This window comes from Polaromonas sp. P3_B1 (assembly GCF_056402935.1).
Genome location: NZ_JBFUGK010000030.1, coordinates 24889 through 37831 on the forward strand (window position 1 = coordinate 24889; position 12943 = coordinate 37831).

Annotated in this window: 11 protein-coding genes; 1 reads left to right on the plus strand and 10 read right to left on the minus strand. The window is 65.5% G+C overall.

All coding sequences use genetic code 11. The features are described from left to right. Positions 1–93 precede the first annotated feature (93 nt). The 8 genes from AC1DXS_RS17160 to AC1DXS_RS17195 form a co-directional block, all read right to left on the minus strand. Positions 94–1566, minus strand: a complete 1473-nt coding sequence (locus AC1DXS_RS17160; RefSeq protein ID WP_477738684.1) for an N-acyl-D-amino-acid deacylase family protein — start codon at positions 1564–1566, stop codon at positions 94–96. Further along, entirely contained in the window at positions 1563–2474 is a 912-nt protein-coding gene (locus tag AC1DXS_RS17165) for a MurR/RpiR family transcriptional regulator (protein ID WP_477738685.1), read from the minus strand. The genes AC1DXS_RS17160 and AC1DXS_RS17165 overlap by 4 nt, the downstream gene beginning before the upstream one ends. 57 nt (positions 2475–2531) lie before the next feature. Then, a complete protein-coding gene (locus tag AC1DXS_RS17170) occupies positions 2532–3824 on the minus strand; it encodes an alanine racemase (RefSeq protein WP_477738686.1) in 1293 nt (430 codons plus the stop codon). A 25-nt stretch (positions 3825–3849) separates the two neighbouring features. Continuing rightward, the gene (locus tag AC1DXS_RS17175; RefSeq protein WP_477738687.1) at positions 3850–4842 is read right to left on the minus strand and encodes an ABC transporter ATP-binding protein; all 993 of its coding nucleotides are present in this window, start codon (positions 4840–4842) and stop codon (positions 3850–3852) included. Further along, entirely contained in the window at positions 4839–5891 is a 1053-nt protein-coding gene (locus AC1DXS_RS17180) for an ABC transporter ATP-binding protein (RefSeq protein WP_477738688.1), read from the minus strand. The genes AC1DXS_RS17175 and AC1DXS_RS17180 overlap by 4 nt, the downstream gene beginning before the upstream one ends. Then, on the minus strand, positions 5888–6727 hold the full coding sequence (locus AC1DXS_RS17185) for an ABC transporter permease (RefSeq protein ID WP_477738689.1): 840 nt from the start codon (positions 6725–6727) through the stop codon (positions 5888–5890). Before AC1DXS_RS17185 ends, AC1DXS_RS17180 begins: the two co-directional genes overlap by 4 nt. 1 nt (position 6728) lies before the next feature. Continuing rightward, positions 6729–7670, minus strand: a complete 942-nt coding sequence (locus AC1DXS_RS17190; protein WP_477738690.1) for an ABC transporter permease — start codon at positions 7668–7670, stop codon at positions 6729–6731. 203 nt (positions 7671–7873) lie between these two features. Continuing rightward, positions 7874–9430 carry an ABC transporter substrate-binding protein gene (locus tag AC1DXS_RS17195; RefSeq protein WP_477738691.1) on the minus strand — a complete coding sequence of 519 codons (1557 nt, stop codon included), beginning with the start codon at positions 9428–9430 and terminating at the stop codon, positions 7874–7876. Between the two features lie 147 nt (positions 9431–9577). Between AC1DXS_RS17195 and AC1DXS_RS17200 the strand changes: the two genes are divergently transcribed. After that, positions 9578–9967 (plus strand): RidA family protein, encoded by a 390-nt coding sequence (locus AC1DXS_RS17200; RefSeq protein ID WP_074579553.1) that lies wholly within the window; start codon positions 9578–9580, stop codon positions 9965–9967. A 118-nt stretch (positions 9968–10085) separates the two neighbouring features. Here AC1DXS_RS17200 and AC1DXS_RS17205 read toward each other — a convergent pair whose 3' ends face one another. Together AC1DXS_RS17205 and AC1DXS_RS17210 are read right to left on the minus strand one after the other, a co-directional pair. After that, on the minus strand, positions 10086–11924 hold the full coding sequence (locus AC1DXS_RS17205) for a M48 family metallopeptidase (protein WP_477738692.1): 1839 nt from the start codon (positions 11922–11924) through the stop codon (positions 10086–10088). An 82-nt stretch (positions 11925–12006) separates the two neighbouring features. After that, entirely contained in the window at positions 12007–12906 is a 900-nt protein-coding gene (locus AC1DXS_RS17210) for a glycosyltransferase family 25 protein (RefSeq protein ID WP_477738693.1), read from the minus strand. Positions 12907–12943: the final 37 nt, after the last annotated feature.

The window sequence follows — 12943 nt, forward strand, 5'->3', positions numbered from 1 at the left end:
GCCGACGGCCTGTGCTTGGAACGGAGGGCTGTCGGTGGCCGCGGGCCCTCACCCTAACCCTCTCCCAGAGGGAGAGGGAACTGGAAGCGGGTATCAGGCCGCGCCGCGCTTAAGCAGCCGCCCGGCCCTCACCTGCACCTTGGCATTCGCCGCATCGGCATCGCCAGCCACATAGGCCAGCTCGCCGTTCACAAACACTTTCTCGATGCCTTCGGACACCGCGATCGGCTCCTGGTAGGTTGCCACGTCGCGCACGCGGGCCGGGTCCAGCACGACCACGTCGGCGTGCCAGCCGGGCTGCAGCTGGCCGCGCTGGTGCAGGCGGAAGTTGCGTGCCGAGAGGCCGGTCATTTTGTAGATGGCGGTTTCGAGCGGAAAGAGGTTTTGCTCACGGCAGTAGCGGGCCAGCACGCGCGGGAAGGCGCCCCACAGGCGCGGGTGCGGATGCTGGTCGTGCGGCAGGCCGTCGGAGCCGATCATGGAGAGCGGATGGGCCATCACGCGTTTGACGTCGTCCTCGTGCATCTGGAAATAGCAGGCGCCGCCGGGCTGCAGGCGGCGGCAGGCGGCTTTCTGATCCACGCCCCATTCCTCGGCGATCGAGGCCAGCGTGCGGCCCATCATTTCGGGATGCGGGGCGGACCAACTCAGGAGGACGTCGATGACGCCGTCAACCAAGTCTTCGCGCAGCACCGTCGAGCCGGCCACATAGGGATAGACATCCATCGCGATGTCCTGGCGCTTGGCCAGCGTATCGATCAAGGGCAGCGTCTCGCGCGTGCGGCCCCAGTTGGCCGGGCCGGCGCATTTGTGGTGCGAGATCACCAGCGGCACGCCGGCCTCGAAGGCGCAATCGCCGGCCTCGTGCATGGCTTCCAGGATGTCGGCCATCTCTGAACGCATGTGGGTGGCATAGATGCCGCCGTACCGCGCGACGACACGCGCCAGAGCGGTCACCTCGTCGGCCGGCGCCGGCATGGCTTCGGCATAGAACAGGCCCGAAGACATGCCGATCGCGCCCTGGGCCATGCACTGCTCCAGCAGGGCGCACATGGCGGCCACTTCCTCGGCGCTAGCTGCGCGGTTGAGGTCCCCCACGCACGCATAACGCAGCGTGGTGTGGCCGATCAGCGGCGCCACGTTGACGGCCGGCTGCGCCTCGGCCACCGCCTCTGCATAGGCATCCACCGAAGGGTACTTGAACGAATTGCCCAGCAGGGTGAGGGCGCCCTGCGGTTCTTCCACCACAAAAGGCGCGACAGACAGGCCGCAGTTGCCGGTGACCACCGTGGTGACACCTTGCGACAGCTTGGGAAACATGCCGGGTGCGTTCAGCACGATGGCATCGTCGTGCGTATGGACGTCGATGAAGCCGGGCGTGATGGCAAGGCCGGTGCAGTCGTGCACCTGGACGTCGGCGACGGCCAGGCCTTGCGGCAGCCGATGGCGCAGGCCCGGGCCGATGGCCGCGATGCGGTCGTCCACCAGCAGCAGATCGCCGGGTCGGCCAGGCGCGCCGGAGCCGTCCACGAGCAGGCCGTTTTCAAGCAGGGTGGCGCGGGTCATCGCACTTTTCCTATCGTGAGCTTGGCGCCTTCATCCCAGTCGAGGCGGGGATGGTGGTGCATGTCCACGCCGCGCGTCTCCAGCGTGCGCTGGATGTTTGCCAGCCGGTTCACCGCCTTGTCGCCCAGCCGCTGCGCCACGAGCACGGTGAGAATTTCGATGACCGTCAGGTGCGCCAGGTAGGCTTCGGGGCCTACCGGCATCACCGGGTCGGGTGCCACTTCCACACCCAGCACGATGTCGGCCAAGGCCGCCAGCTGTGAGCCGGGCTGCGTCAGCGCGATGACGGTGGCGCCCTGCGAGCGCGCCACGTCCACCGCCTCGAGCAGCGAGGGCATGCCGCCGACGTGCGTGATGGCCATCACCACGCCGCGCGGGCCGATGGTGGCGGCCGAGATCAGCTGCAGGTGCGGATCCAGGTAGCTGTTGGCGGCCAGGCCCATGCGGAACAAGCGCGCCTGCAAGTCCGAGGCCATGAAGTTGGAGGTCACGCCGACACCGTAGCAATCGACCCGGGCGCCGGCGACGATGGCGTCGGCCGCCGCCTGCGTCGCCTCCACGCTGAGCTGGGCCTGCACGCTGTTGATCACGATGGCGGCGCCGCGCGTCACCTTGGTGATCACTTGGCGGGTATCGTCGTCGATGCGCACGCGCCGGTTCAGCGGCGAGCCGCCCACGGCCATTTCCTGCGCCAGCGCGAGCTTGAATTCACGCAGGCCCGGGTAGCCCAGGTCGCGGCAGGTGCGCATGATGGTGGGCACCGAGCTGCCGGCGCGCTGCGCCAGCTGCTCAAAACTTTCGTCCAGTACGCGCTGGGGGTCTTGCAGGATCAATTCCAGCACGCTGCGCCTGGACGTGGGAGCGCTGGCGATGGCGTCGGCGATTTTGGCAAGAACTTGTGAGGTCATGAGGACTTTGGTTGCGGCGCGCGGCAGGCCGCGCGGTCCATGAAGGAGGCGAGCAGTTTAGAAGCAGGTGACGAGGGCATCGCACACCGTGTAGTTTTCATCGACAACCGGCATCCAGCGCCATTTGTCGAAGGTGGTGCAGGGGTGGGAGATGCCCAGCGCCACCAGGTCGCCGACCTTGAGCGCGGCGAGTTCCGGGCCGCTGCCGCGCAAATAGGCATGCTGGTCGTTGAGCGCCGTGACTTTCCAGTCCGCCGGTGCGGCCACGGGCGCGGCGCCGGGCGCATTCACCGATGACAGCGGTATCGGCATTTCCAGGTCGTAGGACAGGTCGCGACGGCCCACGGCCAGGATGGCCAGGCCGGGTTCGGGACAGGACTGCACCGTGGCCCAGACTTCAATCGCCGGTTTCAGCCCGTCGCTGTCATGCAGCCGCGCATTGACGGCGCCGACCAGGCGCTTGTAATTGCCGTGGTCGTGCGTGATGTAGCAGCCCGAACGCAGCAGGCCGCGCACCGGCCGCGAGAGCTTGGGCGTGAGCCAGCCGCTGACCAGGTCGAAGATGGCCGAACCACCGGCCGTCATCAAAATTTCCTCGCTGTCGAACAGGCCCTGCTGGTCACAGGCCAGGGCGATGTCGCAGGTGCGCCGCATGAGCGCATCGGCATAGGCCTTGTCCGCCGCCGAATCGCCGGTGGCGCCCTGCCCTTCATAGGTTTCGATGCCCACCAGGCGGCAGGCCAGGCTGGTGCGTATGGCGGCGGCCAGGGCCATGGCGGCGTCCTCACTGCGCACACCGGTGCGCGCGCCCATGACGCCGATCTCCATCAGCACCTCGAAGGGCGACACCATCAGGGCGGCATTCGCTTTTGCCCAGGTTTCGATCAGCGCCAGCTGGGCCGTCGAGTCCACCAGGAAAATGATGCGCAGGCCGGGATACTCGCGCAGCATGCCCTGGATGCCGGCCAGGTCGAGGGCATTCACGACCTGGTTGGCGATGACCAGGCGTTTGGCGCCGGCGATGATGCCGGCGCGCATCTGCGTGACAGTGGCGAAGGTCAAGCCCCAGGCGCCCTCATCGAGCTGGCGCTTGAGCAGCTGCGGCGACATGGTGGTCTTGCCGTGCGGCGCCATGTCCACGCCCTGGCTTTTGGCGAAACGCTGCATCCAGCCGAGGTTGTGCTTCATGGCCGACTGCTTGACGACCGCCAGCGGCAGCGGCAGGTCGCCCTTGAGCACATTCCAGCCTTGTTTGCCCATGTCGGAGCGGCGCACAGGGCCACTGGTGTGCGGAAAACCTTTGAAGGAGCGGTCAAGCTGCGGGTCGAGAAGATCTTGCAATGTGGTCATGGTGTCTATTTTGTCAGGCAGCCATTCAGGCGGCCATCAATGCGGTCACCGCCGGCACGGCGTTTGCAATATCGTCGCGTATGCAGGCCTTGAAGCGGCCATTGCCCATGTCGCGCAACTCGGGGCGGGCCGCGGAGCATGCTTCTATCGCATGCGGGCAACGCGTGCGGAACACGCAGCCCGAGGGCGGATTCACGGGGCTGGGAATGTCGCCCTGGAGCGCGATGCGTTCGCTTTTGAGTTCGGGGTCGGGTTTGGGCGAAGCGGCCAGCAAGGCTTGGGTATAGGGATGCAGCGGCTGGGCAAACAGTTCAGCCGTGGGCGCGACTTCCATCACGCGGCCCAGGTAGAGCACCACCACGCGGTCGCACAGGTATTCGACCACGTCGAGGTCGTGCGAGATGAACAGCATGGTCAGCGAGAGCCGGTCGCGCAGGTCGCACAGCAGGTTGACCACCTGCGCCTGGATGGACACGTCGAGCGCCGACAAGGGCTCGTCGGCCACGATGAACTCGGGCTCGACCGCGAGCGCCCGCGCCACGCCTATGCGCTGGCGCTGGCCGCCGGAAAACTCATGCGGGTAGCGGGCGGCATGTTCGGCGCGCAGGCCGACCAGCTCCAGCAACTCGGCGATGCGTTTGTCGCGCGCTTCCTTGCCTTTGGCCAGGCCGTGCACTTGCAGGGCCTCACCCAGGATGTCTTTCACCCGCATCTTGGGATTCAGGCTGGCATAAGGGTCCTGGAAAATCATCTGCAGCTTGCTGCGCAGCGCGCGCATACGGCCGCTCGAGGCACTGCCAAGGTCTTCACCGCGGTACAGCACCTGGCCCGAGGTGGCGTCGATCAGGCGCAGCAAGGTGCGGCCAATCGTGCTTTTGCCGGAGCCGGATTCGCCGACCAGGCCCAGGGTTTCGCCGGGCTGGATGCTGAAGGAAACATCGTCGACCGCGCGCACCGGCTTCGCGGCCGCGCCGAAATAACGCTGGAGGTTTTTGACTTCAATCAAAGGGGCGCTCATACGGACTCCACCGTCGCGGTAGCTGTTTCTTCCACACGTATGCAGCGGGCGCTGCGGCTTGGCCCGGCAGCGAGCAGCGCGGGCATGGCATCGCGGCAAGGCGGAATCGCCAGGTCGCAGCGCGGCTCAAAAGCGCAGCCCGGCGGCGGCGCCAGCGGGCTGGAGACCTGGCCGCGTATGGCGTAGAGCCGGCGTTTGGCGCCAGCCTGGCCGCTGGCCAGTTCGCGCTTGCGCTGCTGCGCGGGCAGGCAGGCCAGCAGGCCCTGGGTGTAGGGATGGCGCGGCTGGGCAAACAGATCACGCACCGGCGCCGCTTCCACAATGCGGCCCGCGTACATCACGGCCACGTCGTCGGCATGGTGGGCCACCACACCTAGGTTGTGGGTGATAAAGAGGATGCTCATGCCGGTCTCGGCCTGCAGCCGGCGCATGAGCTCCAGGATCTGCGCCTGTATGGTCACGTCCAGCGCGGTGGTGGGCTCGTCGGCGATCAGCAGCGTCGGGTTGCAGGCCATGGCCAGCGCGATCATCACGCGCTGGCGCATGCCGCCGGAGAGCTGGTGCGGGTATTCGTTCAGGCGCTGCGCGGCGGCCGGGATCTCGACCAGCTCCAGCATGCGCAGCGCATGGGCCAGCGCGGCCTTGCGGTCCAGCCCCATATGCAGGCGCACCGATTCGGCGATCTGCTCGCCCACGGTGAAGACCGGGTTCAGGCTGGTCATGGGCTCCTGGAAGATCATTGCGATCTCATTGCCGCGTATGCGCCGCATGCCGGCTTCGGGCAGCGAGAGCAGGTCCAGTGTCTGGCCGGCGCGGTTGGTGAACATCGCCTCGCCGCTGACCTGGGTGGAGGCGGTGCGCGACAGGAGGCGCATCAAGGTGAGGCTGGTCACCGACTTGCCGGAGCCCGACTCGCCCACCAGCGCGGTGGTCTTGCCGGGGCGTATGCTGAAACTCACGTCGGCGACGGAGCGTATCAGGCCTTCGTCGGTGTCGAAAAAGGTGCTGAGATGACGGACTTCCAACCGGTTCACGTCGATTTCCTTCACATCGATTTCCTCAAGCGTGGGTCCAGCAGGTCGCGAATGCCGTCGCCCAGCAGTTGCAGCGAGAGCGCCGTGAGGATGATGGCCAGCCCCGGGAACAGCACAATCCACAACGCCTGGTGGGCATACTGCTGGCTGCCGGCCACCATGGTGCCCCAGGTCGGAATTTCAGGCGGCACGCCCACGCCCAGGAAGGACAGCGCGGCCTCGGCCAGGATGGCGTAGGCAAAGATAAAAGAAGCCTGCACCAGGATGGGCGACATCAGGTTGGGCAGGATGTGGCGCCACAGGATGCGCGCGGTGGAGACACCGACGGCGCGTGCCGCCTCAACAAACAGCAGCTCGCGCACCACGAGGGTGGAGGCGCGCACCACGCGCGCCACCCGCGGCGTGTAAACCAGCACCAGGGCCAGCACCACGTTCAGCATGGACGGCCCGAGGATGCCGACCAGCGCGATCGCCAGCAGGATGTCGGGAAAGGACATCATCGCGTCGACCACACGCATCACCGGCGCATCGAGCCTGCGAAAGAATCCCGCGACCAGGCCGAACAGCGTGCCGCTCACCACCGAGCCGAGCGCGGTCAACAATGCGATGGTCAGCGAATAGCGGCCCCCGAAGGCAATGCGGGCGAAAAGGTCGYGGCCCAGTTCGTCGGTGCCGAACAAATGGGAGGATGACGGCTGGGACAGCCGCTGGCTCACAGCGGTCTCGTTCGGGTCCAGCCCGCTCAGGGGGCCGGCGAAGAGCGACACCAGGACGACGATCGCCAGCGCGATCGCCGCCGCCAGCACGATGCGCCGGCGGAACAGCTTGCGAAGAATCAGGGGCATCTGCATGTCAGTATTTCACTCGGGGATCAACGACGGTATAGAGCAGGTCGATGGCGAAATTGATGACCACGTAGATCGCGGCCACCACCAGCAGCGCGCCCTGGATCACCGGGTAGTCGCGCCGTATCACCGCGCTCACCACCAGGTTGCCCACGCCGGGCAAACCGAACACGGTCTCCGTCACCACCGCGCCGCCAATCATGAGCGCCACCGTCAAGCCAAGGACGGTGACGATGGGCACCAGCGCGTTGCGCAGCGCATGCTTGAGCACCACCACGCTTTCAGACAAACCCTTGGCCCGCGCGGTGCGCACATAGTCCTCGCCCAGCACGTCCAGCATGGAGGCGCGGGTGAAGCGGATGATCAGCGCCGAATTGAGCACGCCCAGCACCGCCGCAGGCAGCACCAGGCAATGGATGCGCTCGGCCAGCGAGGCGCCCGGCTCGCCATAGCCCGAGACCGGAAACCAGCCCAGCGAGACCGCGAATATCTGCATCAGCACCAGGCCGAACCAGAAGCTGGGCACGCTGGCGCCCAGCATCGCGAAGCCGGTAAAGGCCTGGTCGATGGGCTTGCCGCGAAACACCGCCGAGACGATGCCGCAGGGCACTCCGATCAGGGCGGCAATCGCGACCGCCATCAGCGACAGCAAGGCGGTGGGCTCGGCCCGCTCCCAAAGCGCCTGGGTCACGGGCCGCTGCAGAAAGATCGATTCGCCCAGGTTGCCGTGTGCCAGTTCACGAATCCACAAGGCGAACTGCACCGGCAGGGATTTGTCCAGGCCGTAGACCTTCTGCACCCGGGCGATGTCTTCGGCCGTGGCCTGGTCGCCCAGCAACACTGCAATCGGGTCACCCGGGGCGGCGCGCGTGAGGATGAAAACCAGCACGGCCACGATGGCCATCACCACCAGCATGCCGCCCAGCCGGGACAAAAGATACCGTGTCATGACTTTCTTCTATTCAATGAGGTGAATCTTCTAACCATTCGAAGGCGCTCCGCGTCATCATCTCTATGCAACTACGTCGCCACGTCCGTCGAAACGAGCCGGAATAAAAGCCAGCTCGAGCCGCGGAACCGGCTTTGCCGGGCCGCAGGCGGGCGGCCCCCTCGGGGGGCAGCGACCCACACGCAGTGGGGGAGCGTGGGGGCTCAACTCTTCAGGCTGGTATTCCAGAAGAAAGGATAGGTGTAAGGCGTGTAACCCTGCAGCGCCGGGGCGCGCGCCGACAGGCTGGCGAATTTGCCGACCTGGATGTAGGGCACCTCGTCGTAGACCACCTGCTGCACCTTGCCCCATAGCGCCCCGCGCTTGGCCGGGTTCGGCTCCTGGTTCAGCGCGGCCAGCGCCTCCGTCTTGGCGGGCGAGCTCCACCAGCCCGGCGCGCCGTCGCCCAGTTGCGGGGGCGAGAGCATGGGCTCGGGGAACAAGCCGGAATGCGTGATGTAGATATCCCACAGCTTGGGGTCGGCGCGGCGCTGCAGCAGCGTGGCCCACTCCACCACGTTCAGCTCGGCCTTGAAGCCGGCGCGCTTGAGCTGCTCGGCCATGATCAGCGCCATGTTGTAGTGAAAGTCGTACTGGCGGCTCGTCAGGATGCGCACCGGCTCGCCCTTGTAGCCGGCCTGCTCGGCCTGGCTCTTGGCCTTCTTGGCATCGCGCTCGTTGTAAGCGGCGGTGCCGGCTGTCGAATAGAAAGGCGTGCCCTTGGGAAAGTGGTTGCCTTCGGCGATGAAAAAGCGGGTGTCGCCGAAGCCTGCCGCCAGCATTTCGCCTTCGCCCAGCGCGGTCTGCAACGCCTTGCGCACCGGTTGATGCGCCAGCGAGCCTTCCTTGGTGTTGAACACCAGGTAAGGAAAGCCAAAGGAAGGCGTCATGATGGGCACCACCTTGCCACCGGCCTTTTCCAGCCGCGGCAGGGCCTCGATCGGCAGCAGGTCGGCGTAGTGAAACTGGCCGGCCAGCGCGCCTTCCACCCGCGTGTTGGCATTGGGGACCGGCACGAAGCGCAGCTCTTCCACCGCGGCCACCCGCTTGCCGCCATAGCCACTGGCAGCTTCCTTGCGCGCGGCGTAACCGTCAAAGCGGGTGAGCAGCACGTACTGGTCGGGCTTGCGTTCCTTGAACTTGTAGGGGCCGGTGCCCACGTACTCGCGCAGCGGCTGGGCCAGCGATTCCTTGGCCATGATGGCCGCCATGCCCGAGGCCATGGCCAGTTGCGAAAGCAGCGGCGCGTAGGCGTTCTTCAGCGTGATGTCGACCGTGAGCGGCCCCTTGGCCGCCAGGTCGGCCACTTGCACCGCCACCGACTTGCCGCGCGGCGAAACGTCCATCCAGCGCTTGAGGCTGGCCACCACGTCGTCGGCATTGAGTTCGCGGCCGCTGTGCAGCATCACGCCTTTTCGCAGGGTGATGGTGTAGAGCTTGCCGTCGGCCGAGATTTTCGGCATGGCCTCGGCCAGCATGGGCACCAGCGTCGCCTTGGCATCGAAGGTGAACAGCGGCTCGTAAACGTGCTGCATGATGATGCAGACCAGGTCTGCCGGCGTGGACTGGATGTCCAGCGTCGGCGGCTCGGCCACCATGGCCAGGTTCAGGGCCGATTTGCCGCCCTGCGCGGCGGCCGGGCCGAAACCGGCGCCGGCCGCACCCAGGGCCAGCAGGGAGGACAAGGCGGTGCGGCGGTGCATGCGGATTCCACGGGTCATAAAGAACTCCTGATTGAAGTTAAATTTCACGATCGAAGATTAATTGGTCTATAAATGCTATTTTTCAGGATAAACCCGAATAAAAGGGGAAATTCTGAAAATATTTTTCACATTTACGATCAATCGATACTTAAAAAGGAGTTCTTCATGCCTCTGGAATATTTAGGAAATCCGCCCCTGGCCTCCGACCACCAGCCCCGCCCCTTCTCGCCCGCGGTGCGCGCCGGTGACTTCGTCTATGTCTCCGGCCAGGTGCCGGGCGACGAAAAAGGTGAGATCGTGCAGGGCGGCATCGAAGTGCAGACCCGCCAGGTCATGAAGAACATCCAGGCCGCGCTGGCACTGGCCGGCTGCACGCTGGACGACGTCTGCAAGACAACCGTCTGGCTGCAGGACGCGCGCGACTTCGGCAGTTTCAACCGTGTTTACATGAGCTACTTCACGGGCGGCAAGCCGGCCCGGTCTACCACAGAGGCTCGGCTGATGGTCGATGCGAGAGTGGAGATTGATGTCGTGGCTTATAAGCCGAAGGGCTAGGCCCTGCTTGTTCTAGCGGCTGTGGTTTTTTTTGTTGGGGCTTGCTGGCCGGGGTTGCCCGGCCAGCAACACTCAGCAGAGGGCGGGGCGCGCAAGCCGGAGCAAGACCCGGCCAAAACTACCCTGCCAACTGCCTCCGCATCACCTCATGCCGATGCCGATAAACCCCCAACGCGGTCTTGAAGAGCTCCAGCTGTTTGCCGATGCCGGGCAGCTTGACCTTGGTGGTCTTGGCGCCCAGCAGGCCTTTTTCGTGGAGGGTGATGGTCAGCACATCGCCGCCGAGACCATTTTCATGGGCGAGGTTTTTGACCTCGTCCCATGAGAGTTCTTCGGGCTTGCCCGGCAGTTGCAGGCCGCTGTAGGTCACCGCTATCGCCAGCTTGTCCTTGAGCGGGAACCGCAGGGGCGGAAAATAGCGCAGCACCAGCGCGCGCTCCGTGTCGTTGTCGGGCACATAGCGGTAGGCCAGGGTGCGCTCGTGGTCGGCGGCAAAGCCCTGCTCGTAGGCCGCCCACAGGCGCTGCTCGATCTGCGGCGCGGTCTGTATGTCGTCAATCCAGCTGCGCGCCACGGGCTCGGTCACGACGGCGCCAAAGGCGTCGGGCTTGACGAGGTGGCGCACGTTCTTCATGCGGTCCAGCATGGCCGGGTGCGAATCAAAAGGGTGCGGCACGCTGGCCGAGCCCATGGCCTGCACGAATTTGGCCGATGCCGCATAGGGCGCCAGGCCCGAGGCCACAAACTGCGCAATGCCCAGTTGCTGGTTGTGCTGGCGGTCTTGTTCGAACAATTCGCGCTCTATCTCCGCGCGGTAGCTGGCGTAGGCCGCGATCTTGATCAGCGACTGCACGATGGCTTGCGGCGAGACCAGCTTGGCGGCGGTGCGGTCGGCCTTGAATTCGCGTTCGCGGCTGTCGCGCATCAGGGCTAACTCAAAAATCATGCGGTACAGGTACATCAGGTAGTAGACCACCATGGTCAGGCCGCCGCCGCGCATCATGGCCAGGTAGTGGTCGTACTGCACGAGCTTGGGCCCCAGGCGGGCGCTGCTGGCCGCATCGCCGCCGCGAAAGTGCGCCAGTTCGTGGCCCAGCACGGCGTCGGCCTGCGCGCGGTCCAGCAGCCGCAGCAGCGGCAGGCTGACAAACAGCGTGCGGCCGGTGAGCGCCTTCCCGGCCACCGTGAGCGGCGCTTCGGTGACGAAAAAATTCGTGTCGATGCCGGCGACGATCTGCTGGGGCGGCGCGGTTTTCAGGCGCGCGGCCAGCGCGCGGGTGTTGGCCCACAGCCCCGGCGCATCGCCGTCGCTAACTAGTTCGCCCTCGATGACGTTGGCCAGCGCGGGCCGGCGCAGCAAGCCCGTGATGGCGAAAAACACGGCAACCGCCACCACAAAGCCAATCATCGCGATGAGCTTGATGTAATAGACATGAAAGAAAAATGCGGTGAGCCAGAACGACAGCCACACCAGCATGGCCCCCTGCACCAGCATCTCCAGCGCGCTGGCCAGGCTCAGCATGCGCCAGCCCAGCACAAAGCTCAGGTACTGCGCCTTGCGGTTCCAGAACGCCACGGCGCCCAGCAGCAACTGCAGCAGCAAGACGGCCATACCGACGGCAATCGACCACTTGGCGATGACATGCGCCGCATAGAACTGCCAGACATCGGAAAAGGGCTCGCAGAACATGTCCGGGTCCTGCACGAGGTCGGCCTCGGCGCATATGCGGGAGATCGGGTTGTCACGGTAAAACGTCCTGGTGTGCGCCTTGCTTTCGGCGGACATGCTGGGGTCCTGGTCGATCTGCCGTTCTATGGAACGCAAGATGGCACCGTCCAGCACAGGCTGGGCGTGATTGACAAAAAGCAGCGTTGCCACCGGCACCAGGAACAGCGACAGCAGCGCCAGCGCTACCACCTTTATGACATCCTTGTGGACCGTGTTGCCTGTCGCCATGCTCTCGCTCCCTCGGTTTTTTGTGAATGGCCCGGCGCTGTGATGACGCCGCTGACTCTGATGAATATACCGGCCGGCCCGCTCAGACCCCGAAATCGAGAAACCGGCGGTCGCGCATCAATCCCAGGGCCGTCAGGCGGATCATCTCGGCCAGCAGTTCATCACCGTCCGGCGCAAACTCCTGTTGCAAAACCGTCTCCAGGAATTGCGCGATCCCGTCGGTGGGCCCGGCGAAGAAAAAGCGCCTGATCATGCTGCCCAGCACAAACGGCACCAGGCTTTGTTCGCGGCCTTCTATCGTGCTGTGGCGCAGCCCCTCGAGGCTGGGGGTCGCAAAGAAGGGAACCATGACGGTGGCATCCAGGGTTCCGTCTTCGATCAGGTTCCTGTAGAGGATGTCCAGGGTTCCGGGCGGGCCGGCATCCAGGGTCCGCTGCAGCCATGGAAGCAGCTTCTGCTTGCCGCGCGGCGTGACAAGGTAGGCGGCCGCGCCCCAGCGGTAAAGCCCGCGCGCCGGGTACAGGGCCACGGTCGACGCGTGGCGGCGCAGCGCCGACGGCAGCTCGGTACGCTGAAAGCCGGGCATCGCGCCCAGCATGGCGCGGTAAAGCTCGGTGAGCAGGCCTATCTCCAGTGCGGGCTGGCAGTCCAGGAAAACGATGTCGTGCGCGACCATCTCCCGCAATGACTGCGCCGATAGCAAACCACCCAGGTTTTCACCGAGCTGGACGTCATCTTCAAATATGAGTGTGCAGCTGCCAGGTGGCGCCTGGCTCAGCAACGCGTGATGGGACAAAAAAGCACCGTAGGCCGCCATCGGGATTGCACAATCGGCGGGCCGCTCCAGCGCCCGGGCATCCGTGGCGGCAAAGCGCTCGACGAAGCCCAGCCCGCTGCGGGCCAGTTCCCCGCGCATCGCCGCCAGCCGGTCGGGGCTGCGGTCAAGGTTGATGAAAAAACCGTCGAGCGTAGTCATCGCCATGAAGCGTTCGGCAACTCAGGAAAGAGCGCGGCAAGAC